Source organism: Pantoea sp. GM_Pan_4, from assembly GCF_026541005.1.
GTDB lineage: Bacteria > Pseudomonadota > Gammaproteobacteria > Enterobacterales > Enterobacteriaceae > Pantoea > Pantoea dispersa.
In genome coordinates this window covers 365,426-388,932 of the sequence record NZ_JALNUZ010000002.1, presented here as the reverse complement: position 1 = coordinate 388,932, position 23,507 = coordinate 365,426, and the positions used below count along the sequence as shown (strand labels likewise).

General features: G+C 48.9%; 19 protein-coding genes, 1 tRNA gene and 4 pseudogenes. 17 read left to right on the top strand and 7 right to left on the bottom strand.

Going from position 1 to position 23,507, the window contains the following annotated elements:
* Nucleotides 1-7 precede the first annotated feature (7 nt).
* On the top strand, nt 8-2,065 hold the full coding sequence (locus OXR61_RS07875; RefSeq protein ID WP_021507632.1) for a pyridoxamine 5'-phosphate oxidase family protein: 2,058 nt from the start codon (nt 8-10) through the stop codon (nt 2,063-2,065).
* Nucleotides 2,066-2,152: 87 nt separating this feature from the next.
* Here the strand turns inward: OXR61_RS07875 and OXR61_RS07870 are convergent, their stop codons facing one another.
* A complete protein-coding gene (locus OXR61_RS07870; protein WP_267411680.1) occupies nt 2,153-2,866 on the bottom strand; it encodes a hypothetical protein in 714 nt (237 codons plus the stop codon).
* A 427-nt stretch (nt 2,867-3,293) separates the two neighbouring features.
* Here OXR61_RS07870 and OXR61_RS07865 point away from each other — a divergent pair, with 427 nt between their 5' ends.
* A complete protein-coding gene (locus OXR61_RS07865) occupies nt 3,294-3,740 on the top strand; it encodes an STY4534 family ICE replication protein (protein ID WP_021507634.1) in 447 nt (148 codons plus the stop codon).
* Nucleotides 3,741-3,812: 72 nt separating this feature from the next.
* Here OXR61_RS07865 and OXR61_RS07860 read toward each other — a convergent pair whose 3' ends face one another.
* Nucleotides 3,813-5,924, bottom strand: coding sequence for a hypothetical protein (locus OXR61_RS07860; protein WP_031279719.1), 2,112 nt, complete (start codon nt 5,922-5,924; stop codon nt 3,813-3,815).
* A gap of 338 nt (nt 5,925-6,262) precedes the next feature.
* Here OXR61_RS07860 and OXR61_RS07855 point away from each other — a divergent pair, with 338 nt between their 5' ends.
* The 5 genes and pseudogenes from OXR61_RS07855 to OXR61_RS07835 all read left to right on the top strand — a co-directional run bounded on the left by OXR61_RS07855 (nt 6,263) and on the right by OXR61_RS07835 (nt 9,170).
* Nucleotides 6,263-6,844 carry a TIGR03759 family integrating conjugative element protein gene (locus tag OXR61_RS07855; protein WP_230857096.1) on the top strand — a complete coding sequence of 194 codons (582 nt, stop codon included), beginning with the start codon at nt 6,263-6,265 and terminating at the stop codon, nt 6,842-6,844.
* A pseudogene (locus OXR61_RS07850) lies at nt 6,823-7,433 on the top strand (lytic transglycosylase domain-containing protein). Before OXR61_RS07855 ends, OXR61_RS07850 begins: the two are co-directional and overlap by 22 nt.
* Nucleotides 7,430-7,935, top strand: a pseudogene (locus OXR61_RS07845) (integrating conjugative element protein). The pseudogenes OXR61_RS07850 and OXR61_RS07845 overlap by 4 nt, the downstream one beginning before the upstream one ends.
* A 68-nt stretch (nt 7,936-8,003) precedes the next feature.
* Nucleotides 8,004-8,408 (top strand): annotated as a pseudogene (locus OXR61_RS07840) (conjugative coupling factor TraD, PFGI-1 class); the annotation flags it as partial.
* Nucleotides 8,408-9,170: pseudogene (locus OXR61_RS07835) on the top strand (TIGR03747 family integrating conjugative element membrane protein). The pseudogenes OXR61_RS07840 and OXR61_RS07835, both read left to right, overlap by 1 nt.
* A 277-nt stretch (nt 9,171-9,447) precedes the next feature.
* Here the strand turns inward: OXR61_RS07835 and OXR61_RS07830 are convergent.
* Nucleotides 9,448-10,398, bottom strand: coding sequence for a hypothetical protein (locus OXR61_RS07830; protein WP_155519909.1), 951 nt, complete (start codon nt 10,396-10,398; stop codon nt 9,448-9,450).
* Between the two features lie 88 nt (nt 10,399-10,486).
* Nucleotides 10,487-11,365, bottom strand: a complete 879-nt coding sequence (locus tag OXR61_RS07825) for a DUF2971 domain-containing protein (protein ID WP_196368254.1) — start codon at nt 11,363-11,365, stop codon at nt 10,487-10,489.
* A gap of 574 nt (nt 11,366-11,939) precedes the next feature.
* On the opposite strand from OXR61_RS07825, the gene OXR61_RS07820 reads away from it, so the two are divergent.
* The 5 genes from OXR61_RS07820 (at nt 11,940) to OXR61_RS07800 (ending at nt 15,639) form a co-directional block, all read left to right on the top strand.
* The gene (locus tag OXR61_RS07820) at nt 11,940-12,314 is read left to right on the top strand and encodes a mCpol domain-containing protein (protein ID WP_021507644.1); all 375 of its coding nucleotides are present in this window, start codon (nt 11,940-11,942) and stop codon (nt 12,312-12,314) included.
* Entirely contained in the window at nt 12,307-12,921 is a 615-nt protein-coding gene (locus OXR61_RS07815; RefSeq protein WP_071813595.1) for a hypothetical protein, read from the top strand. Before OXR61_RS07820 ends, OXR61_RS07815 begins: the two co-directional genes overlap by 8 nt.
* A 65-nt stretch (nt 12,922-12,986) precedes the next feature.
* Nucleotides 12,987-13,571 (top strand): hypothetical protein, encoded by a 585-nt coding sequence (locus OXR61_RS07810; RefSeq protein WP_267411673.1) that lies wholly within the window; start codon nt 12,987-12,989, stop codon nt 13,569-13,571.
* A gap of 593 nt (nt 13,572-14,164) precedes the next feature.
* A complete protein-coding gene (locus tag OXR61_RS07805) occupies nt 14,165-15,220 on the top strand; it encodes a hypothetical protein (protein ID WP_021507646.1) in 1,056 nt (351 codons plus the stop codon).
* Between the two features lie 83 nt (nt 15,221-15,303).
* Nucleotides 15,304-15,639, top strand: coding sequence for an RAQPRD family integrative conjugative element protein (locus OXR61_RS07800; protein WP_052022818.1), 336 nt, complete (start codon nt 15,304-15,306; stop codon nt 15,637-15,639).
* A gap of 394 nt (nt 15,640-16,033) precedes the next feature.
* Here the strand turns inward: OXR61_RS07800 and OXR61_RS07795 are convergent.
* Nucleotides 16,034-16,109 (bottom strand) — tRNA-Phe (locus OXR61_RS07795).
* A gap of 193 nt (nt 16,110-16,302) precedes the next feature.
* Here OXR61_RS07795 and OXR61_RS07790 point away from each other — a divergent pair.
* From OXR61_RS07790 to OXR61_RS07770, 5 genes are all read left to right on the top strand, one after another.
* Nucleotides 16,303-17,628, top strand: coding sequence for a PAS domain-containing methyl-accepting chemotaxis protein (locus tag OXR61_RS07790; RefSeq protein ID WP_021507648.1), 1,326 nt, complete (start codon nt 16,303-16,305; stop codon nt 17,626-17,628).
* Nucleotides 17,629-17,721: 93 nt separating this feature from the next.
* Complete coding sequence (locus tag OXR61_RS07785; RefSeq protein ID WP_021507649.1) at nt 17,722-18,945, top strand: SpoIIE family protein phosphatase; 1,224 nt, start codon at nt 17,722-17,724, stop codon at nt 18,943-18,945.
* A 10-nt stretch (nt 18,946-18,955) separates the two neighbouring features.
* Nucleotides 18,956-19,507, top strand: coding sequence for a SiaB family protein kinase (locus OXR61_RS07780; protein WP_021507650.1), 552 nt, complete (start codon nt 18,956-18,958; stop codon nt 19,505-19,507).
* Between the two features lie 6 nt (nt 19,508-19,513).
* Entirely contained in the window at nt 19,514-19,900 is a 387-nt protein-coding gene (locus OXR61_RS07775; protein WP_021507651.1) for a DUF1987 domain-containing protein, read from the top strand.
* Nucleotides 19,897-20,607 carry a GGDEF domain-containing protein gene (locus OXR61_RS07770; RefSeq protein ID WP_021507652.1) on the top strand — a complete coding sequence of 237 codons (711 nt, stop codon included), beginning with the start codon at nt 19,897-19,899 and terminating at the stop codon, nt 20,605-20,607. The genes OXR61_RS07775 and OXR61_RS07770 overlap by 4 nt, the downstream gene beginning before the upstream one ends.
* Here OXR61_RS07770 and mrdA read toward each other — a convergent pair whose 3' ends face one another.
* Both mrdA and deoD read right to left on the bottom strand, forming a co-directional pair.
* Nucleotides 20,608-22,497: a penicillin-binding protein 2 gene (gene mrdA, locus OXR61_RS07765; protein ID WP_021507653.1), complete on the bottom strand. Its 1,890-nt coding sequence runs from the start codon at nt 22,495-22,497 to the stop codon at nt 20,608-20,610.
* 275 nt (nt 22,498-22,772) lie between these two features.
* Nucleotides 22,773-23,486: a purine-nucleoside phosphorylase gene (deoD, locus tag OXR61_RS07760; RefSeq protein WP_021507654.1), complete on the bottom strand. Its 714-nt coding sequence runs from the start codon at nt 23,484-23,486 to the stop codon at nt 22,773-22,775.
* Nucleotides 23,487-23,507 lie beyond the last annotated feature (21 nt).

The window sequence follows — 23,507 nt, the reverse complement described above, 5'->3', positions numbered from 1 at the left end:
CAGCATCATGGGCGAGAAACTGATTACGCTGCCGGTATGGCATGACGGTGAAATTGCGCTGCAGCAGCAGGCGGGGGTGGCGGAACGTATGGCCGATGTCGGGCAGCGCGTGATCCGCGATTACATGCCCGATCAGCATCGTGACTTTTACGCGCAGCTGCCGTTTATCGTTGCCGGCAGCGTTGATGCACAGGGTGATGCCTGGGCCACGCTGCTGGAAGGCCAGCCCGGTTTTATCTTCTCGCCCAACGCCACCACACTGGATATCGCGGCCCGCCCTGACGCCAGCGATCCGGCGTCCGCCGGGATGACCGATGGCGCACCGGTGGGCCTGCTCGGCATCGAGCTGCACACGCGGCGGCGCAACCGCATGAACGGCGTGCTGACGGCGATTGGCGGTGGCCTGCGCGTGCAGGTTGACCAGAGCTTCGGCAACTGTCCGCGCTATATTCAGCTGCGCGATTTCCGCTTCGACCATGCGCCCGGCAGGGCTTATCAGGGCGAGGTTGAGACGCTCAGCGCGCTGGATGACGCCGCGCGCGCCGCCATCGGGCAGGCGGACACGTTTTATGTCACCACTTATGCCGACCAGGCGCGCCGTCAGGTGGACGTTTCGCATCGCGGCGGCAAAGCCGGATTTGTGCGCATCGGTGCCGATGATGTACTGACCATTCCGGACTTCAACGGCAACCTGTTCTTCTCCACCCTCGGCAATATCGTGCTCAACGGCAAGGCCGGGCTGCTGTTTATCGACTACGCGAGCGGCGATGTATTGCAGATGAGCGGCGATGCCACGGTGATAACCGATTCCGCCGAAATCGCGGCCTTTCAGGGAGCCGAGCGGCTGTGGCGCTTTAGCGCGCGCCGCATCGTGCGCCGGCGCGCTGCCCTCGCCCTGCGCTGGGCCGATCAGCCAGACGGCATATCGCCCGCCTCGCTGATGACCGGCGACTGGCCGTCCGCCAGCGAACGCCTGCAGGCGCAGCAGCTGGCGGCGCAGTGGCGACCATTTCGCATCACGCAAATTGTCGATGAGAGCGCGCAGATTCGCTCGTTTCATCTTATGCCGGATGATGGCGCTGGCGTACTGCCGCATCTGGCGGGCCAGCATCTGCCGATCCGCCTGACGCTGCCGGGCAGCGCTAAGCCGCTGATTCGGCAATATACGCTGTCAGTTGCGCCGTCGGACGGTTATTACCGCATCAGCGTGAAGCGCGACGGCGCCGTCTCGCAGTATCTGCACGATGCCCTGCGCGTCGGCGATCGGCTGGAGGTGCGCGCACCGGCCGGTGATTTCACTATTGATGCACACGAAACGCGGCCAGCGGTGCTGCTGGCGGCGGGCGTCGGCATCACGCCGCTGCTGGCGATGCTGCGTCACCTGATTTATGAAGGCCGACGCAAACGCCGGATGCGTCCGGTGTATCTGCTGCAGTCGGCGCGTAACCTGGCCGAACGCCCGTTTGTGCGTGAGATCGATGCGCTGCTGGCAGCCAGCGAAGGTGCGTTGAAACTGGTGCGGGTGCTCAGCCAGCCGGGCGAAGCCGAAGCCGGCGTGGATTACGACGTTGCCGGACGCATCGATATGGCGCTGCTGTCGCAGGTGCTGCCGTTCAACGATTACGATTTCTATCTGTGCGGTCCGCCGTCATTTACTCAGGCGATGTATGACGGACTGCGCGGCCTGAACATTGCCGACGCGCGTATTCACGCCGAAGCGTTTGGTCCGTCGTCGCTGCAGCGTCAGCAGGAGGATGCGCCAGAGCCCGCCGCGCTGCCGCCGGTGGCGACCGAAGCGGTGCCGGTGGTGTTTACAGAGTCACTGAAAGAAGCGCGCTGGACGCCGCAGTCCGGCACGCTGCTGGAGCTGGCCGAAGCACGCGGCCTGAGCCCGGCCTACAGCTGTCGCGCCGGACATTGCGGCAGCTGTAAGACCAGACTGGTGAAAGGTGCGGTGACTTACCCTTCCCGGCCAGACATCACGCTGGCGCAGGATGAAGTGCTGATCTGCTGCGCAGTGCCGGCGCAGCAGGATGAAACCACGGATATTCAGCTGGCGTTGTGAAGTGAGTGCCCGGCAAATCGTTTTGCCTTCGGTCAGATCACCATTCTGGCCGTAAGATCGTCATTTACCGCTGGCGTTTTTATTTTCTCATCCATGTACCGGTCCCTCTTTTGCCCGCGCGACCGCTTCCAGCACCCGTTCAGGCGCAGAGGCGAGAAGATCTTTCGGTTTTTGATTTCCCAGCCAGCTATTCGGTGAGCCAAACCAGAGCGCCAGTGACCAGGGGGTTTTTGTTTCACCAAACAGCTGAATAATTTTCTTCATCTGCGGCAGCGGTTGCCCGCCTACGTCCAGCGCGTAAGCAGGATAAAGATCTTTGCCTTCAGAAGTAATGGCAAAAATTTTATCGGCCCGCGTCCAGCGGTTCGGTAGACCGCTGGGATTTTTGATATCCACGGCAGAGCCGCTGCGACGTGAGACTTCCTGAGCAGGCAACCATTCAGCATCATCAAGAATGGTTTGCTTCAGCTTCTCAAGTCGTGCCGTGTTAGAACTGCTTGCCGGCTTGCTTCTGCCTGTGCTTTTTATCTTTGCAGCAGGAGGGATTTCGTCCCGTTTTTTACCGGTGAGCTTTTCCAGCCCCGCTACCGCATGGAAAGCGGCCTCCAGCGCGATCTGAAATGCGACCTCGTCGATGTAAGCTGGAAGCTTCAGGACATAATAGAGCTCTTCCTGCGCGCCACTTAAATCCGGAACCGAGATGGTGATGTCGGCATGTCCGTCGCTGCTCGTTGAGTAAGAAACATTGCCAGAAGACACCGCAATCACTTCAAATTCAGTCGGTTTAACCGCACTGACCATAGCTGACTCCTGATTTCGACATATATCTCATATCTACAATATAAACAAAATATTGGCTTCAGGTTATCGATTGTTGATTGGGATTTCTGGCAGTGAGGGAGGGGTTGTGAGTGCCGTTGAAATTTATATTATTCTGTATATTACAGTAGATTAACTCTATATCTGATGTATGAGGTCGCGGTAAACGTTTGCCAAATACTCATCTAACTCCTGAGCAGGTTATGTCGTGCTGAGCCTTATAAACTGATAAAAGTACCTAAGATTTAGTGGGCGACTTGCTACCTGCTGTGTGATCACTTTGCTGGTGGGGTACTTTGCACTTACCAGTCAGCGCGGCAAAGCTATCCAGGTTTTATGACGGAATGCTTTTATCCGGCAGGGATGAATGTTTCTGTGTGACTAGTTACCCACTCCTGAAGTAAACATCATGACTGTTACCACTACCAACAACGCTGCAAACAACACCACTTCTACCAAAGCTGAATACTGCAATCTCAACATTAAGGGCCTAGGTTATTTGAGCAACATTCGCAGAATTGAAACCCTGAATGATGGCATCCTCAGCGTGGTGATTAATGCGCTGAGCGGCCCTACTGACAACCCTACCTATGTGCGCTTTGATGCCACTGTCGCCGGTAAGGAAGCAACGGACCTTATAAGCCGCTGCCAGATAGCCGTAGACGAGGATCAGAAATTGCTGCCTGGGTTTACCTTCAGCAACCTGACGTCTAAAATTTTCACGCTCAACAAAGGTGATCATGCGGGCGAGCAGCGGGTTAGACTGAAAGCTAGGCTGATGAAGGTCGATTGGATTAAAATTGGTCAGGTGATGGTTTATAAGGCTGAACGTGTGGAAGCAACGTCACCGTCTTAAGCTAAATCAAACCAAATTTATGTTAAAAACTCATTTTAAAAATGCCCTGCGTTATCTCAGGGCATTTTCTTATTAGCTTTTACGGGATGATTTGGACGCTCTTGATGACTTAATACTTAGATAGCTTGTTTCATAAAGCGTCAGCAGTTTACTCATTTGCTCATCAATCACATCATGTCTTTCTGGGCTTCTTAATTTTTGCAATAGCTTAGCGATATACTTCGCAGGGAATTTCATGATGATCACATTATGTGACTGGAACATTTCTTTAGTCCAATCAAGCTCTTTTCCTGCATGCAATTGCTCGGTCTCGTCTCTATTAATTATGAAACCTAATTTTCCATACACCCCAGTCAAATAAGATTGTAACTGCCTGTATTCTGTGGGACCGATGTCAACGTAATTTTTAGCATCAAACACAATATGTCGTGATTTGTAATCATTTAATACACGGCCCCAAAAATCAGATTTCCCTCTATTCGTCCCTATAATATCACGACGCTGAACTGATGCGCCGTTTGGATGGTGTTTTATATCCATCAAGTGCGCTGCAAAAATAATTCTTAGCGCATCCAAACACCAAAGCTCAAATTCTGAATCACCCTCTTTACCCGTGGGGATTTGGTTCAAATGAGTAACTATCTGTCCTATTTTTGCGTTGCGAACGTCTGAGTTTTCAGAAACCACCTTGATTTCATATTCATCATTTATTTCTTGAGCCTCGTCGGGAGATAAGGCATCCTTATTCAAATTCAACCCTAGCCAGTAACAAGGATGGATCAATATCTTATCAGTGTCATTAAATCCTTTGTCAGGCGTTCTCCCATCATGACAAAAGGAATATGCTCCTGAGTTCTTATCCTTAATACCAAAGAAACCCACACTATAGAGACTTTGCAATATTCCTGAAGACTTTAACAAGCTAAACTCTGATTCTAACTTCGGGTCTTCAGACTCACTAATTGCTTCAAATGCAGCGTCTATTTTTCTTCTAGCTATAGCAACTGTCTGCTCAGGCTCAGCAGACTTAAAGGCATTGGTACAAATATGAATTGAAGGAAATATCTTTTGATATTCTTTCCAAAGATCTTCTAAGCGCGCTATTGATATTGATTTGGCGGCGTATTCAAGGTCATCTTGTACAGCGGTATGCCTTTGGTGGCGAAAAGCACAGAAAAAAGCTTCATTCAAAAGAGATAGCAAATCTCTAGGTCTATACAAAGTGAACTGCAAACAACGTTTGAATCCTTCTCGACCAACTAACTCACCAGCCACACATCGATCCCACACGCGCTGGTCCTTTTCAATATCGAGCGAGAAATGAATTTTCAGCCGCTTTGCCGCAAGACCTAACAGTTGAGCCCAATCCCAATGTAATCTAATTACTTGACCTTCAACATTCCTTGAATAATCAGGATCTAGTTTAGCGAGCGCACGAAATATATTATCCCTTAGGAATATAATGGGTCTAATATATTTGGTTTTCTTGTTCAGCTCAATTGAAGCATAAGTCAATCCAGCAATAATACCAATACCTATTGAATCTGGCTCATATCCTTCATCTAGCCTATCCATCAGTATAACAATATTTTTTTCGTTCTTATCTAATGCCTTAACCACCTTGTCCTCAATCATTGATAATTCCAGTTCATACTGAAGATCACCAATTGAGGATTCGGGGTCAGAGTTAGAAAGAAACTCAGCCGCTATTGTACGACATTTTTTAAGAACATCTCCGCGCACTGAAATCCATCTATCAATGTGCGCTCGCAACTCAGGGTCAGACTTTATATTTGTGGATAATTTATAGTGTGAATGAAAATATGAAACTATTTCCATCAATAGAGAGTACTTCCATAAAATCCTTGTAGCTGCTCTCGATAAATTAAAAGAATCAGAAAAGGGTCTTAAAAGTGATCTAAATCCTATAATTTGAGTATCTTCAGGAGAGAATGTAAAAACTTTCGTTGTTTTATCTCTTTCCCAATGCTTATTCAACTGATAGAAAAGAGCACTTTTACCAGTTCCCCTTCGGCCAACCACAACAGTTCTATCATCGGATTCAATGAGAGTTCTAAAATCAGCAGTTTCGATAAATGCCTCAGACAGCATGCGGTTGTCATTCTCAGCAGTGGTATCGCCTAACGGATTGGATTTTAATAATTTATCACTAAAATCAACCATTTGATTCTCCATATCAAATCATCAATTAGAATTATGTCTAACGACCTAAGATAAGTCCCAGTGGCATAAGAGTGCAAACAAACATTTCACAAAAGTGCACTAATTTTTTACAGCTCTTTAGGCAAGTTGGGCAAAGCTGACTTATCAATGAAAATGTTCGTATGAGAAGTTAATTAACTCTTTGTTCTTCTTACATGCGATGTTCATATCACCTCAATTAACAATAAGTGCCGAACAATGAAATATCTCTCTATATCAAACACTTGTGCGTTATCGTGCTTACTATTTTCTGAGTAAAAAGCTTTAGAGATCAATCAAACAGAAACAGATTCTGTATCATAAGTACAGAAAGCTCAACAAATTCAAGCGACTCCCTCAGATACGATGAATTAATAAGAGGATTGAGAGGAAAGTTATCCCCTAACATAGATAAACTCACCGCTTTTGGCATCGAAGCTCGCAACGATGCCGAGCCCCGCCACTACGCCGAACTTTGGGTAAAACATGAATACGAGCGTACCGAAAAAGAACTCAAATTTCAGCGCGAAGTCGATGCGGCTTGGAAGCGCCTTGTGCCCAACATGCTGCCGGTTAATATGGGCAACGCAGATGGTATCGCGCATGACTCCGGTGGCCGCCTGGTGCTGTTCGTGCGTGAAGGAGATTGCCAGCGCTGCAATATCCGACTCTCCGCCGTTCTCGCTGATAAACGCCCCGTAGATATCTATCTTGTCGATAGTGAAGGCAGCGATCAGAAACTCCGCAACTGGGCGCAACAGCACCGCATCCCCGCCGAACAAGTTCGCGAGCGTCGCATAACTCTGAATCACGACGCAGGCCGCTGGATGCGTTACGGCAACGGCATCATGCCGGTCCTTCTCCAACAGGGAGAAAGCGGATGGCATATCGCAGCGTTCTAACCGCCGCTTTGTTGTTGAGTGCCGCCAACTCACTGGCGTCAACCAACATGCAAAGCGTGCCGTCAGGTTATCAGAAAGTAGCGCTGCAACATGGCGTGTCTGCTGAATCACTGAGCTCACTGACATTGGCAGAGTCATCACACCAGTTGCCACACGGCACGCGCCCGTGGCCCTGTACCATTAAGGCTACCGGGCTAGCAGCTTGGCAGGCGCTACAGCAGTTTATGAAAATCCATCCGCTTAAGAGAATCGATGTCGGCATCGCGCAGGTCAATCTCGGCTGGAATGGCCATCGCTTCAGCTTAACATGGGATGCGTTTAATCCGTATATCAACCTGAACGCAGCGGCGCGCATTCTTCGCGAGTGCTGGGAACGCAGCCCGGCAGTTGGTTGAAAGCGGCTGGCTGCTATCACCATCCGGCTGGCGACAAACCGGCTGCACGCTATCGGCAGATTGTCAGCCAAAAATTGGCCTCACTCTCGCCAATTCAGCCTCGGCCAATTACAACTTCGGCTCCTGCCAATCTCGCGAGTAACCAAACCCCTTCAACCGAAATCATCTGGACAGAACCCCGGAGGCAGCAATGAATAAATTGATGCTGGCTGGCGCCATTGCCGCACTGCCATTTATCTCACATGCGGAACTCAACGTTATCGCGGATCTCGGCGGACGATCGGCATCGCCGTTCTATGAGGGAATCAACGCTGAGCCTCAGTCGCAACAGCAGTCAATCCAACCTTTTTACAGTGAAGGTTCAGTGTTGCCAGTGGCAACACTGAACTCACTCCCGGCATCATTGAGCCGCGCGCGCTGAAACTACCAGGAATTGGTGCGCTGTTTCTGGTTAGCGATGATGCTCAATCGCAAGAATGGCTATCACGTAACGCTGAACCGCTCAGCCGTCGTGGTGCGGTTGGGATGGTGGTCAACGTAAGCAGCTCGGCATCCTTGCAGCAGTTGCGCCAGATTGCGCCCGATCTGCATCTCGCACCGGTATCAGGTAGCGATTTGGCGCGCAGCCTCAAGTTGGAACATTACCCGATGCTGATCACCGAGCATTCACTGAGCCAGCAGGTACCAGCCCAGTGATGGGATTCGCTGGATTGCATGGAGTACCCCATGCAGCGCTGATGCTGCTTCAACTGTTCATCATCTTTTCTCTGGCACTGCTGCGAGTGCGTGAGAACCGCACCGCCGAACTGCTAACCAGTTAACTGCCTGAAGTGGATGTGTATTCCAAAACGCTGGTTTCGGGTTACACCGATATCACCAACCAGGAGCAAGTCACTGTTTTCATTTTAAACACGCAGGATCGTGTGAGCATGGTGAAAACGCCGATACTCACTCCCGCTGACACCATCAACCTGTCCAAAGGCCAGGCTTTCGCACTGTTAGAAGGTGGTCAGCTATGCAAGATTCGTAGGCCACTGCCTGCTGATAATAAAACCGATTTGATGCTAGAAAGCTTGCAGAAGATCGCTGCAGAGATGCAACGCAATTACCGCACCAGTGAAGCCTGGTGGTCTGGTGCTGCTGGCGCAGAACCGCCGGGAGGTGATTAATGCCACCACCAAAATACTTCAGCGCCGCCAGCCCGCGTTCAGCAGTCTAAAGAGCATGGCTTTCTGTTTAATCTGTCATGGGGATGGCCGTGGAAGCTGGTCGGCATGCTGCTGGCGTCGCTGTTTTTCAGCCTGGTAATGGAGTATATCGGCATTGCTTTCTTCTGGACGGAGCAAGGCGCGGCGCATAGTCAGCAAGTGATGCAGATTGAGAGCGGCTATCTCTCCACTGAGTTCACGCGCAACCTGCTGCTGTTACAGCCCACGGTGACGGTCACTGCCTGGGTAACACAGGGTTATCAGTGGCTGGTTGTCGATAGCGGCCTGCAGAAATGGATCGCGCAGCAGAATCTGGCAATGGAAAGCGGCGGGAATGCAGTTGCTACCGGATTGAGTGCCGGTAGCCGCTGGCTGGCATCGGTGCTGCATGAATATCTGCTAGCGACGGTATAAGTTGCTGTGGTTACGCTGATTAGCGTGACGATTTTGATGCTTTCAATACCGTTGTTTCTGATGGTAGTGCTGGTCGCGGTGGTCGATGGTCTGGGACGTAGAGATCTGCGGCGTTATGGTGCTGCATATGAATCCAGCTTTGTTTATCACCCTGTCAAACGCTTCGTAAAACCCGCGTTCTATGTGCCCTGTATGGTGTATCTCTCGTGGCCATCGGCTGTGTATCCAAATCTATTGTTGCTGCCTGCTGCGCTGATGCTGGACATGGCGCTGGCGGTGCTGACTGCTTCATTTAAGAAGTATTTGTAAGCTGGACGACAGCGTACAAAGCTCGACTTTGTGCGCTGTAGTAAGCAGGCAAGCCGCGAGAGTGGCGCGGCAGGTTTAAATCCGACTCTGCAAATTTAATATAAAATTGCCACTTTATTAATTTTGCTTGAACAATCTTAACTTGCTGGTAAAAAATTTGATTTATTAGAGTTGAAGACTGCTTATATTATGATGCACACCATTAATTAAAATTGGTCTTACTCACACAACGGAATAAGTAAGGAAGTTATCAACCAAGATATAAAACTGATGGTTATTACGGCTTCAAATAATCTATAATGAGTTCTTCCATCATTGTGAAATCAGCGATTCTAGCTCTAGTTCGTTTCTGATATGCAATAGCACTCTCTACGTGACCCTTTGTGCAAGGATAATTTAATATTTTGTATACAATATCTGCTATTTGGCCATGAGTGAGGTCTCTTTTATGAAGGTATGCCACTCTCGCAAGTAACTTTGCATCATTATCAGAAATTACAGCTCTATTAAATTGCTCGTCAATTTTTTGAGCCAACTTAAAAGCAACACTTTGCGTTCTGATTATATCTCCGTCATCAAGCTGAATTGCATGGCCGATTTTTGAGAATTTCTCAGGCCACTCTTCTGTAAGTTCAAGGTTGATTAGCTTTGCGTTGTGAATTAACGCATTTCTCAAAGTTACTTTTCTAGTCCAGCGCTCTATAAGAGTTTTCTCTCCGTTCGATAGTCCTCCTCTAATTAGCTTGTCGATTTTTTTAATCATTTTGCTATGGCTGTTATTTCGTATGTATTTGCTAACTACTTGTTCTGCAAGCCAGTCTTGTTGATCATAATGGCTGAATGACGTGGCAATCTCTCCGGCAGTAAACTCAATGCCAGACTCCTCAATCAGTGAAGGATTTATATATATTGCCCTTTTGGTTTGATAATACAGATAAGTTTCAAAGGCAGTTACTATATTAGTTAAGGCATTTCCTCTTACTGACCAAAGCACATCATCTTTTGTTTGTAAATACTCTGAAGGTGAAATATCAATACTACTATGCAAAGTGGTATTATCACCTGGGTATTGTGTGATTAAATTAAAATACTTATACTTATCATTTTCTTCCCACCACCTTTTCGTATACTCAAAAGATGTTCTGCAATACCAATAGCTTCTAACTTCCGCAGTCAACCTACGCTGAAATATCTTAAAAGAAATTGATCTAATGTCTGCACTTGTCATAAAATACCCCTACGATTCTTTATATATAATATTAGTTCTTTGTACGTAATTAACTTTACATTTCAATATTTATAACTGAATGTATTTGTTACATTCGTTTTTGTTTTGGTATAAATCTAAAGTTTTTATATCCAAATGGTGATGGATGGTTAGTCCATGTTCCAATTGTATGATAAAATTGTAAGCAGAAATCGTCATCATTTAGTAAAGCATGATTGAAATTAACCCCTGAAAATTCATCATCTCTTTCTATTAAATCGATGATCTCTTGCTTTTTACCTTCATTCATCGCACAACCAAACGTTATTGATTTAATGCTTTTTTTATTGAATTTGAATAAATGATACTTATCATCTACTATTCTTGAAACTTCGCTTAACGGTAACACTACCCTGTACTCTTGCTCATACCCCCATTCCTCAGACTTATTGAAGAAGATCTGTTGAAAGTTATTGTCATCTATATCTTCAAAAGTTAAGCGGCCTCTATTAGTACAGTACTTTACCTTTTCAATTTCAATGTTTGGTATAAAATCAGGATCAAATTCGATGACAAATCCCCTATGAGAATTTGCATAGTGTGACCACATTAATATATTGCTTCTAGGGTCTTTTTTTTCAGGAATACAGACCGATAATAATGGATTCACATTAATGTTCGAGGTTAAGCTGAGGACACCATATCGACTTACTTTTTCACGATATATTTTTTGATACTCTTCTAACTGGAGTTCTCTTTCTGAAGAAAAATCCATATCCTCTTTAGATAACTTAATGTTTTCAATCTCTCTTTCTGAATAATGATGGATGGATTCCAAAAAATCACGAGATAGTGGGGTTATTATAGGCTCTAACTCAAACGGATCATTGAATTCACCTATTGGTGAAAACCTAATGCACCCATTCTTCAAAATATCCTTTCTTTCAGATGAAACAAATTTAAAATAAGACGAAGGTTTCTCTTTCATTGCTAACCTATAATTTAGGAAAACGCTTAACAGTAGCATACTTATAAAATCAACACTACCCTGCCTACTTTCGAGATATTTACTCATTAGAAAGTAACGCTGACTGACGAATATTTCAACATATTTTTGTAGTTAATGAAGTTGAGATTGACAAAATCAACAAAAATGATTAATGGCTCATAAATTAAGAAAACTAGTGTACTTTATGTGCTCACTTGGCATGTACGTACTAACAAGAAGGAAGGCCTGCGCTGAAAGAGAAATTTTACATTAAATTAGATGAGAGTTCTGCTAACAGAATGACGTATTTGTTTTCGTGTACATGATGTTTTCATGCGCTTTTCAAAAAGTTTAAGCGCAATCGAACCTTAAAAAAGTCGTACCACAGGAATATCATTCCAACGAGTAGTCTATTACGACGACAATTAACTGGATTGAGACAATCCACTTTGTTATCATGATTTGTTCAATAGTGCTAAATGTTCTCTCGCGAGTCAGATTATAGTCATTCAGATAGAGTGTAAAAATTTTAAAGAACTTCGTTTTTTTAAAGGAACAGTTAATAGGAGGGTATATGATTTATGTAACTTTAGATGGAGATGATGTGGGTCAGAGAATTTCAGCGTCATATCTTTTTGATAATGTTGATGAGTTGATTAAAATTAACAAATTGGTTAATAATGCAACTTTGGAAATATCTAAAATATTAGAGAGGAATGGATTTGATATAATATTTCGTGCCGCGGATGGTGTGGCAGGAACTATACAAAATGATTCAATTGATCTCGATAAAATATTTGAAAACATTCAAACTATGTTCGGTGTTGATATTACATTTTCAATGGGATCGGGTAGAACCTTGAAAGATTCGTACGTGGCTTTAATTACTGCAAAAAGCAATGGGAAAAACCAACATTATAGCTTAGTGGCTGGGATTAAAAATGTTTAGAATTATCAACTTCATTAAGTTGTTAAGAATATCAGCGTTAGTTACAACTATTGTTAGCATTTTTAGTTATCAATTTCTTCATCACTTTTGGGATAACGATCTTCCATTAATAAAAGTAATTAGCATTACTCCTTGGGTTAGTTTCCTTATCGTCATTATGCTTACAACTGCCACAACCTCAAGGTTTTTTTGGCGTGTGCTGAGATACTTTAATAAGGACTTATACCCAGATATAAATGGAAGCTGGATTGGTGAGATTACAACGGAAGGAAACATAATTATCCAAGCTAAAGCAACAATAAAGCAAACCTTAATAAAAACTGAAATCATACTTCATACAGAGACCTCAAAATCAGTAACTTTAGAAACAACTCCTTCTGTTGATAGTGGTCAGTGTAAACTTTATTATGTATATAGATCTATTCCAAAAGATCCGTCAAGGCAACCTTACACTGGCTCCACAATATTTGATATTAGAACTAAAGTAGCAGGTTCATCTTTTATTATGGAACTATCGGGATCATATTTTACAGATAGAAAAACTATAGGTCGTGTAAGGCTAGAGCAGGAAAGCACAAATGTACATAAAGATGTTTCTTTCTATTGAGAATTATTTGACAACATGGTTGGCTAGCAACTAACAATCGATTCAAAGCAAAATGAGAGGATAGAATGACTGACGTGGCAACATTCCGAGCTGGGTGTCCAGAATGCATGGGGGAAAGAAACTATATAGTTGTCGATGAAACTAAGCGGAATTGGGATAGTGGAGATATGAGAAACTCTATGCAATGGGGCACGGAATATCGCCTGTTACAATGCAAAGGATGTGATACGGTTTTTTATCATTCAAAATCTTGGGACAGCCAAGATTTATATTACGATTATGATTATGAGGGCCAGACTGTTATCACTCCTAATTATAAATTCGATACCTATCCAAGAACACTTGAACACCGACCGGAATGGATTGAAAACATAGCAGCCGTCGATTATCAACTTTATCTCTTACTTAATGAAGTGTGCCAATCTTATTATAATGGGTCATATATTTTAGTCTCCATTGGTTTAAGAACCGCATTTGACCGAACTTCAGAGATTCTGAATATATTTCCTACATTACCCTTAGGTAAGAAAGTCGAAAAACTTGCAGAGAATGATTACATTGGTGAAACTGAAAAAAGTCAGTTTTTTATAGTAACTGATGCAGGAAGTGCTGCTGCACATCGCGCTTGGTCACCGACAAAAACGAGTTAAATCTCTGTTGACTATAAGTGAAGACTTTATTCGCATGTCTGTTCTGCGCGATGATAGTATTATTAAAATTGCCGGAAAAATCCCGAACAAAAAGACCAAAAGCAATGACGCTAATAAAGAAAAATCCTTCCTGATCTTTCAGCTCAGCCTTATAGAGAAAGTAAGTGATTATAACCGCTTTTGTTTATCTAGCTGTTGAATGACCCTATATTTCATACAAATAGAGGTTCATTAGTCTGTTCTTTTCGTAAATTTAAACGCATCGATAAATGAAATAGGATTGCCGATAATTTTGACTATGATATCTAGTACTGCCGCGAAGCTAATTGCCACGTAGAATAACCTCCACTGCTCATACAATTATTTTAAGCTGAAAGGCAGCTTGCAAAGCTCGGTTTGGTGAGAAATTGTGAGATGGCAAGCGACTGTGACGCCACCTCAAAAATATAAAGATTTTCTGAATAATGCCGATATTAGTGAGATTGTGATTTAAGTTTTATCATCATCATGAAGGTGAAGTTAGCATATACATCAATGATGCTAATGCGAAATTAACCACTCAATCCTGAAGTAAATTAGTCCAAGGTATATATATGTTCAAGTATTCTTTTTGGGTTTTCGCCATTTCAATACTATCAATTGTGGTCAACACACTTACTATAAAAAGTCCTTCAATAACTATATACACCACAAACACAATCATAGGACTATGTTGTTTTAATTTTTTTATGCCAGTAGCTTTTGCAATTAGGCAGTTGCACTCCAATGCTATTGGGCAAATTAAATTTAAATTATTAAGATCATTAGTGGCCACAAGGAAATATTACTCTATTACAGACATCAATAATTATATTTTGCACATGGGTGCTGCCGGGATGTTAATTGTAGGGTTCTTTTACCTCGTGGGTTATGAGTCAGTTAAAGTATTTTTGCCCTATATAGCAATTGTTATATCGCTGTCATTTGTACTTGATTTAAAAAAAAGGATGAAGTTCATTGCCAAGAAAATCTGGTCAGGAATTTTAGGCAAGATTTTCATGGCGCTGATAGCTGCATTCTCATACACATTATCAACTGCTCTAGCTAGAAGTTGGATTTTTAACACTACTCATATTGACCCTCAGTCTTTTAGTGAATATATAAACACCATCAGTATATTGTTTGTCCCCTTGGCTTACCTCCTCTTGATCTGTGCATTGTCGCTAGTCATAGTTTTGCCTGAAATGATATTTTTCATTGCAATTGGAATGTTTAGTTATATAAAGGGAGCATTCTCAAGGAATTGGCTGTCTAAGCTAGATTCACTATCCATAAGATTGAAAACAGGAAAGCGACCAGAACAACTAAATGAAAAAGAGAAGGCATTGATTAATTCAAGGTTAATTTTCTTTAGGGGGCTTTCATCGGTTGTATTCGTTCTGTCCTTAGTTTTCCTAAGTTCTGAATTCTATAATCTGATTAAGAGTTCATTTGACTCTGCACTGAGATCTGGTCTGGTTTCATATTATTATCATCAAAAAGATAATCCTATCGAGGATGATGCCTACTATTACAGCATCAATGAAAAAATTGATTCAAGAGCAGTACTTACGAACGGTGGCTGGTTATTCAGCAAGTCGGCACCTATTGAAAACGGAAAGAAAAATTAAATTTTAAACTTTAATTTTTACGTTGTTTTAACGATGGTAATTATCGAGATTCATAATTCACACGCTTAATAAAGATCTGATTTATGAATCTCCTAAAGTTACAGTTTCAAGTTATCTTAAGTGTTCTTTTATTATCCTCAGTCTTAATAAAAGCAAATGCTAGCGGGTTCGACGAACTCGCTAGCACTAAACGCCTACTAGACCAAGTCCAGCTCTCACTCGACCGCGCCCGCACCGTCACCGCGCAGTCCGCCCCCAACAACCGCCGCCGTTACCTGTTCGATTACAGGAAAGCCAATGAAGACCTCAACACCATGCGTGCTGGCATCGGCCGCTACACGCAGCCTTCGCGTGCGCAGCCGCTGTATTACGGCAAGGTCAGCGGCGATTACACGCGAGGCCGTCCGTTATGGCGATGACTGCCGCGCAGATCAACGCATTTAAAACGGCATCCGGCAAAATCGATATTGGCGTTTTGTAACGGGTGACCGTTGGTCTACTGCTGTGCGTGCTGTTTCTCTGGTCAGCCTGAGCTGCATTGGATGTCTGGCATGGACGGGAAAATACCTAAGTCAGGGATGCCGCGCTAGTCCGATTTGTTATCCGTTCTATGGCTTTACCGATCGTCTGCATCTGGATGTTCGCCAGTTAACGCAGCCATTTTTGAAGTGCTTTACCCGTCAGGTTACTTAAGAGGAAGGCACATTCTGGATAGCTGAAGCAGTACAGTGACCTCAGCAGTCAAAGTGACCAGAAATCATTGGTGCTTCAAAAAGCAAAAACCCAGCCATAAAGGCTGGGTTTTCAGAATGTTGGTGCCCGGACGCGGAATCGAACCACGGACACGGGGATTTTCAATCCCCTGCTCTACCGACTGAGCTATCCGGGCAACGGGGCGCATTAAACCTTACTCGCGCCGTACCGTCAAACGCTTTTCGGTAAAAATCAGCTGACTGCTGTCTTTTGCAGCAACCGCCGGACCCGATGGTAAAAACCTGCGCAACCGCGTTATTTAGTGATGAATTTTTAGCCACCCACGCCGATAACCGTGCTGACATCCCATAACCATAATAAGGTCCACTATGTTCAGCACTATTACATCGGGAATCCTGTCGCGCCTCGCGTGGCAGAAACGCAGTCACAGCAGCGCAACGCTCAGTTCGCTGCAGGAGGCCATCGCCATGGTTGAGTTTACGCCTGATGGTCACATCCTCACCGCCAACGCGCTGTTTCTGGAGCGCATGGGCTACACGCTGGCTGAAATTGTCGGCCAGCATCACAGCCTGTTCTGCACGCCGGATATGGTGCAGTCACCGCAGTATCGCGAGTTCTGGCAGCGTCTGAATCGTGGCGAAGGCTTCAGCGATAAGTTTTTGCGCGTAGCGAAGCACAGCCGTCCGATCTGGCTGGAAGCCAACTACGTACCGGTGCAGGATCGCCACGGTCGGGTGATTAAAATCGTTAAGCTGGCGAGTGATATCACCGCGCGCATCATGGATGCGCAGGAGCAGCGCGCCATGACCACCGCCATTGAGCGCTCGATGGCGGTGATTGCCTTCAACCTCAAAGGTGAAGTGCTGATGGCCAACGATAATTTCTTGAATACCATGGGCTATCGCGCTGATGAGATCATCGGTCGCCATCACAGCCTGTTCTGTCCGCCCGAAATGCGCACCAGCGAGGCCTATCGCCGCTTCTGGCACAAGCTCAATCAGGGTGAATACATCTCCGGCCAGTTCGAGCGCGTCAATAAGCAGGGCAATACCGTCTGGCTGCGCGCCACCTATAATCCGGTGTTTAACAGCGCCGGCGAGCTGTACAAAGTGGTGAAGTTCGCCACCGACGTTACCGCGCAGGTGGAAAAGAACCAGCTGGAGCGCGAAGCAGCGCAGCAGGCATGGCAAACCGCGCTGCACACCAGCGAAAGCACACAACAGGGTGCGGCGGTGATTGAGAACAGCGTGCAGAATATCAATGCGCTGGCCAGCGAACTGCACGGTATTTCTGGTGATATTAATGACCTGAGCGACTCTTCCGATCGCATCGGCGCCATCGTGGAGAGTATTCGCCGCATTGCCGACCAAACCAATCTGCTGGCGCTCAATGCGGCAGTGGAAGCCGCGCGCGCCGGTCAGCATGGCCGCAGCTTCGCCGTGGTTGCCAGTGAAGTGCGCACCCTCGCAGCGAACATCAATCGTGCCACCAGCGAAATCGAGAATCGGGTGAGGCATAACCACCTGCTGGCGGATAAGGCGCAGAAAGGCATCGCGTCGAACCTGAAACGTGCCGATCAGGGCGTAGTGCTCGCGCAGCAGGCGGGCGGTGTGATTGCCGAAATTCGCGGCAGCTCCAGTGAGGTGGTGCGCGCCATTAGCCACGTCGCCGATGCACTAAAAGCCCCGCAGTAAGCGCCGTAGCGTGCACTGGCCGGCGGTGACATAAAAGTGTCATCGCCGTGCCGTAACCTAAGATTATTCCCAATAAACGCCAGACTCTTTCTCATGCAGCAGCCTGATTTCCGCACCGGGCTTAGCGCCCTGACGGGTCGTGCCCGCGCGCGTTCGCTGTGTATTGCGGTGCCGTTCGTCACGCCAGCGATGGACAACACGGCGGTAATGGCGCTGTTTAGCGAACACAAAGATTTGATTGGCCTGCCGGTGGTGGAAAACGGCACGCCGTTCGGCATGATCAACCGCCACATCTTTCTGTCGCAAATGACGCGCCCGTTCTTCCGCGAGCTGTACGATCGTAAAAGCTGTATCGCCTTTATGGATAAACAACCGCTGGTGATCGATGCCGAAACCGAACTCGATCGGGTCGCGCAGCAGGTGGTCGCCAGCGGGGATAAATCAGTGACCGATGGTTTTATCGTGACTGAACAGGGCCGCTATATTGGCATCGGCCTCGGCATAGACCTGATTCGTACCGTCTCCGATTTGCAGGCGCAGCAGCATCAGCAGATTTTACAGAGCATCGATTACGCGCGGGTGATTCAGGACGCGATGCTGGACCGCTCGCGGCAGCAGATGGCGCAGCAGCTGAGCGACTGGTGCCTGCACTGGCAGCCGCGTGACGGCGTGGGCGGCGACTATTACGCCTTTCACCGTGACGAGCACGGCTGGCTGGCGCTGATTGCCGACTGCACCGGTCACGGCATTCCCGGCGCGTTTATGACGGTGATTCTGCATGCGGCGCTGGAGCGTGCGCTGCAGCACAACCATCGTACGCCGTCTGCCCTGCTGCAGGCGCTTAACCGCCACATCAAACAAACCCTGGGCCAGCTTAATGCTTCGCAGCAGACTTCGCTGTCCAACGACGGCTGCGATGCGATTGCGCTGCGGCTGGAGACGGCCAGCCATCAACTGAGCTGGGCCAGCGCGCGCATGCACGCCGTGCTGCAGCCGCTACAGGGTGAAGCCGCCGCGCTGCAGGCCGATCGCGTCGGCGTTGGCTACACCGATACACCGCACGACTATTGCTGGCCGCAGCAGCAGCGCACACTGCAGCCCGGCGATGTGCTGCTGGTGATGAGCGACGGCGTGACCGATCAACCCGGCGGCGCGCGGCACATCATGTTCGGCAAAAAGCGGATTCAGACGGTCATTGCACAACATAAAACCCTGCCGATGGCCGAGCTCTCCGCGGCGTTTGCGCAGGCATTTCTTCACTGGCAGGGCAACCAGCCGCGACGCGATGACGTCACCTGGTTTGGCCTGCGTTATTAACGAGCCTCTTATGCATCCAGCTTCCACCGGCACGCACCTGCCGCCCGACAGCGTTGCGCTGCACTATACCGGCTTCTTTTCGCCGCAGAACATCACCGCGATGGGTGAAGTGATCAAAGTGTTTCTGGAAAACCAGCAGGCCCCGCTGAAAGTGCGCCGCCGGCTGTTCTCCAGCTTTGTCGAGATTGTGCAGAATATCCTGCGCTATTCGCAGGACAGCCGTACCCTGAGCCACGCCGAACAGCACTTTCGCTTTGGCACCGTAACGCTGCACGTGGATGGCGATAGCTATGTGCTGGAGAGCAGTAATCAGGTCGAACAGGCCGCCTGCGAGCAGCTGCGCGACTGGCTCGATCTGCTGCGTACCATGAGTAACGACGAAATTAAGCAGGCCTACCGTGTCGGTCTGCGCACCGAGAGCCCCGCCACCAGCCAAGGGGCCAATATCGGTTTGCTGACGCTTGCCCGTGATGTCAGTGAACCGCTGGAGTATGAACTGCGTCCGCTGCCCGCCAGCGGCTACGCCACGTTTTGGCTTAAAGCCACCATTCACCAGGATTGAGGTTGTATGCAAAACCTGATTATCGCTGCCACTGAGAGCACGCCCGAAGTGAGTTTTGATTTTGCCACCCGCCAGTTTGCGTTGCGCGGCGAGTCGTGGCCGGAGAACGCGGCGGCGTTTTATCGCCCGCTGCTGGATGCCCTTGAGCAGTGGCAACCCACCGACAACGACGCGGTGGTCGTCACTATCGCGCTGCGCTACTTCAACAGCTCCAGCACCAAAATGCTGTTCAGCCTGTTCGATCTGTTCAACCAGCTGGCGCAGCGCGGTCAGCGCGTCACGCTCAACTGGCTGTTTGATGCGGAAGATGACATCGCGGAAGAGTTTGGTCAGGAACTGGCGCTGGATTTTACCGATCTGCAGGTTAATCTGCAGGCGGAACTGGCGTCATGATGGACCTCAATGAGCTGTTTCGTGAAGAGAGCGAGGTGCTGAATCGCTCACAGCATGTGGCGGCGCAAAACACGCTGAGCGCGCAGGATTACCGCGAGGCGCTGCTGCACCTGAATCGCCACTATCAGCGCCTGATGCGCGAAACCTGGCGGCTGATCTCCCGCAGCGATCGCGCGGAGCGCGAGCTGAACCGCGTGAATGAGCAGTTAAACCAGCTGGCGCAGGAGCTGGAGTACAAAGCCAGCCACGATCCGCTGACGGCGGTGTGGAATCGCGGCGCGATTATTCAGCGCATCAGCCAGACGCTGGAGAGCGGTCCGGCGGCACTGATCATTCTGGATATCGACCACTTCAAGAAGATCAACGACGAATACGGCCATCCGATGGGCGATAAGGTGATTTGCGGGCTGGTGACGCGCATTCAGGCGCACTGCCCGGCCGGCGCCAGCATTGGCCGCATCGGCGGCGAAGAGTTTACCGTGCTGCTGCCGCACTATCGCCTATCCGACGCGGTGATTGTCGCCGGTGCGATCCACGCCTCGCTTAACGCCTCGCCGCTGGCGGTGCTGCCGCAGCAGCTGGTGACCGCCAGCCTCGGCGTGAGCTACGGTAAGCCGGGCTCCGATTTCGACACGCTGTACAGCAATGCCGATGCCGCGCTCTACGATGCCAAACACCACGGCCGCAACCGGGTATTTTTCCGCTGATCAGTGCACCTGCGCGGTGCTGGCCGTCTGCATCGGCACGCTGCTATCCGGCGGCGGCAGGAAGATGTGGTCGAGGATATTGCGCATCACCGGCGCGGCCGTAATGCCTTCGTTACCGCCGTTTTCCAGAATCAGCGCCACCGCCACCTGCGGGTTGTTAAACGGCGCAAAGGCGGTATAGAAAATGTGGTCGCGCAGGCGCACCGGGATCATTTTCGCGTTGTAAGTCTGGTTCTGCTTCAGGCTAAACACCTGCGACGTACCGGACTTGGCGGCGATGCCGTACGGCGCGGTATGGAAATATTTATAACCGGTGCCGTTAGGCGCGTTAGCCATACCAAACATGGCGTGGCGCACCAGCGACCAGTACGGTGATTTCGCATCGCCAATCTGCGGCTGCGGCGCGGTCGGCTGGTAAACCTGCTGCCAGGTGCCGCGCTGTGCTTTGGCCAGCAGGTGCGGATTAATCACCCGGCCGTTATTGATCAGCGCCACCATGGCTTTCACCATCTGAATCGGCGTGGCGATCCAGTAGCCCTGGCCGATGCCCACCGACACCGTATCGCCCTGATACCACGTATGTTTATGCACTTTCTGCTTCCATTCGCGGCTTGGCAGCAGCCCGGCGTACTCTTCATTCAAATCGATACCGGTAGGTTTGCCGTAGCCGAACTGGCTGAGCATGCTGTGGATGCGGTCGATGCCCATCATGAACGCCACCTGATAGAAGAAGGTGTCGGCGGACTCTTCAATCGCTTTGGTGACGTCGAGCATGCCGTGGCCGGACTTTTTCCAGTCGCGGTATTTGCGATCGGTGCCCGGTAGCGTCCAGGTCGGCGCGCCAAAGAAGGTGGTGCCCGGCGTAATCACTTTGCTCAGCAGCGCCGACATCGCCATGTAGGGTTTTACCGTCGATGCCGGTGGATACAGCCCCTGGGTGACGCGATTGATCAGCGGCAGGTTTTTATCCTGCAGCAGCGTTTTATAGGCTTTGTAGCTGATGCCCTTCACGAACGGGTTGGGATCGTAGCTTGGGCTGGAGACCATCGCCAGCACGCCGCCATCGTGCGGATCCTCAATCAGCACCGCCGCACGCTGCCCGGCCAGCTGGCTCTCCACATACTGCTGCAGATGCAGATCCAGCGTCAGCCAGATGTTTTTGCCTGCTACCGGCGGCACCTCTTTCAGCACGCGCACGATGCGGCCGTGGTTATCCACTTCCACTTCCTGATAGCCGGTCTTGCCGTGCAGCAGGGATTCGTAGTAGCCCTCAATACCCTGCTTGCCGATGTTATGGTCGGCGGCATAGTTTTCGCCGACGCCCTCGGCATTGAGCCGCTTGTAATCATTGTCGTTAATCTTCGACACGTAGCCGACCACGTGCGCCAGATCGGCACCGTACGGGTATTCCCTATCCTGATAGGTATCAATGGTGACGCCGGTGAAGCGGAACTGATTGACCGAGAAGCGCGCCACCTCTTCGTCGGTGAGCTCGGCTTTCAGCTCCACCGGTTTATAGCGGCTGCTCTGCTTCAGTTCATGCTCAAAGGTTTCGATATCATCCGGAGTCAGATCAACGATGGGAGTCAGCGCCTTCAGCGTCGCCTGCATGTTGTCGATTTTATACGGCGTGACAAGGATGTCGTACCAGGTGACGTTGCGCACCAGCGGGATGCCGTTGCGATCGAAAATCAGCCCGCGCGTTGGCGCGATGGGGATCATTTTGATGTCGTTCTCGTTGGAACGCGTCTGGTAATAGCTGTGCTGATCCACCTGTAAGCGATACAGGTTGATGCCAAGAATGGTGAAGCAGATAACAACCAGGGCAAACGCCACCAGTGCGCGGCGCACAAACAGTTTCTCTTCGGCTTCGAAATTGCGGAAATTCATCAGGGGTTTAGTCTCTTCATTATCACGCTAATGATAGGGAGAGATCGCCGCAGAGCCAGCAGGAAGATGCACAAGCCTGGGTAAAAGTGTGTCAGATGTTTACGGTGGGGCTGCTGTGTCAGGAATGCGGGACAGAGGCTGGAGATAGGAAGCGGAAATGAGGACGGTGTGCGTGGACGCCCTTCCCGCGCGCGGGCGTTAACCGTTGCTCGATCAGTTCCCTCTCCCGCGTGCGGGAGAGGGTTAGGGTGAGGGCGAAGGAAAAGCGAGGAAAATCAATCCCCCAGCAGCACCGACTCCAGCGCGATCTTAATCATATCGTTGAACGTCGTCTGACGCTCTGCCGCGGTGGTTTGCTCGTGCGTACGGATATGATCCGACACGGTACAGATGGTCAGCGCTTTGGCACCAAACTCTGCCGCCACACCGTAGATGCCGGCCGCTTCCATCTCAACGCCGAGAATGCCGTACTTCTCCATCACGTCGAACATCTGCGGGTCCGGCGTATAGAACAAATCAGCAGAGAAGATGTTACCGACGCGCGCGTCCACACCCAGCGCTTTAGCTGCGTCAACCGCGTTACGCACCATGTCGAAATCCGCGATGGCGGCAAAATCGTGATCCTTGAAACGCATGCGGTTAACTTTTGAGTCGGTGCAGGCACCCATACCAATCACCACATCACGCAGTTTCACGTCTGCACGCACTGCACCGCAGGAACCCACACGAATGATCTTCTTCACGCCGAAATCGGTGATCAGCTCTTTGGTGTAGATCGAGCAGGATGGAATACCCATACCGTGGCCCATCACGGAGATTTTGCGGCCTTTGTAAGTCCCGGTGAAGCCCAGCATGCCGCGTACGTTATTCACTTCGACCACATCGTCGAGGAAAGTCTCGGCAATGTGTTTTGCACGCAGCGGATCGCCTGGCATCAGCACCACGTCCGCGAAATCGCCCATTTCGGCATTAATATGAGGAGTTGCCATTGTTGTTCTTCCTTATGAAAA

Excerpts from the sequence above, each read along its gene's own strand:
- OXR61_RS07815 (WP_071813595.1), top strand. The coding sequence starts at position 12,307 with ATGTTTAGAATTATCAACTTCATTAAGTTGTTAAGAATATCAGCGTTA.
- OXR61_RS07860 (WP_031279719.1), bottom strand. The coding sequence starts at position 5,924 with ATGGTTGATTTTAGTGATAAATTATTAAAATCCAATCCGTTAGGCGAT.
- OXR61_RS07865 (WP_021507634.1), top strand. The coding sequence starts at position 3,294 with ATGACTGTTACCACTACCAACAACGCTGCAAACAACACCACTTCTACC.
- OXR61_RS07875 (WP_021507632.1), top strand. The coding sequence starts at position 8 with ATGGGCGAGAAACTGATTACGCTGCCGGTATGGCATGACGGTGAAATT.
- OXR61_RS07820 (WP_021507644.1), top strand. The coding sequence starts at position 11,940 with ATGATTTATGTAACTTTAGATGGAGATGATGTGGGTCAGAGAATTTCA.
- OXR61_RS07825 (WP_196368254.1), bottom strand. The coding sequence starts at position 11,365 with ATGAAAGAGAAACCTTCGTCTTATTTTAAATTTGTTTCATCTGAAAGA.
- OXR61_RS07785 (WP_021507649.1), top strand. The coding sequence starts at position 17,722 with ATGCAGCAGCCTGATTTCCGCACCGGGCTTAGCGCCCTGACGGGTCGT.
- OXR61_RS07830 (WP_155519909.1), bottom strand. The coding sequence starts at position 10,398 with ATGACAAGTGCAGACATTAGATCAATTTCTTTTAAGATATTTCAGCGT.
- deoD (WP_021507654.1), bottom strand. The coding sequence starts at position 23,486 with ATGGCAACTCCTCATATTAATGCCGAAATGGGCGATTTCGCGGACGTG.
- mrdA (WP_021507653.1), bottom strand. The coding sequence starts at position 22,497 with ATGAATTTCCGCAATTTCGAAGCCGAAGAGAAACTGTTTGTGCGCCGC.
- OXR61_RS07800 (WP_052022818.1), top strand. The coding sequence starts at position 15,304 with ATGAATCTCCTAAAGTTACAGTTTCAAGTTATCTTAAGTGTTCTTTTA.
- OXR61_RS07770 (WP_021507652.1), top strand. The coding sequence starts at position 19,897 with ATGATGGACCTCAATGAGCTGTTTCGTGAAGAGAGCGAGGTGCTGAAT.
- OXR61_RS07805 (WP_021507646.1), top strand. The coding sequence starts at position 14,165 with ATGTTCAAGTATTCTTTTTGGGTTTTCGCCATTTCAATACTATCAATT.
- OXR61_RS07780 (WP_021507650.1), top strand. The coding sequence starts at position 18,956 with ATGCATCCAGCTTCCACCGGCACGCACCTGCCGCCCGACAGCGTTGCG.
- OXR61_RS07810 (WP_267411673.1), top strand. The coding sequence starts at position 12,987 with ATGACTGACGTGGCAACATTCCGAGCTGGGTGTCCAGAATGCATGGGG.
- OXR61_RS07775 (WP_021507651.1), top strand. The coding sequence starts at position 19,514 with ATGCAAAACCTGATTATCGCTGCCACTGAGAGCACGCCCGAAGTGAGT.
- OXR61_RS07870 (WP_267411680.1), bottom strand. The coding sequence starts at position 2,866 with ATGGTCAGTGCGGTTAAACCGACTGAATTTGAAGTGATTGCGGTGTCT.
- OXR61_RS07790 (WP_021507648.1), top strand. The coding sequence starts at position 16,303 with ATGTTCAGCACTATTACATCGGGAATCCTGTCGCGCCTCGCGTGGCAG.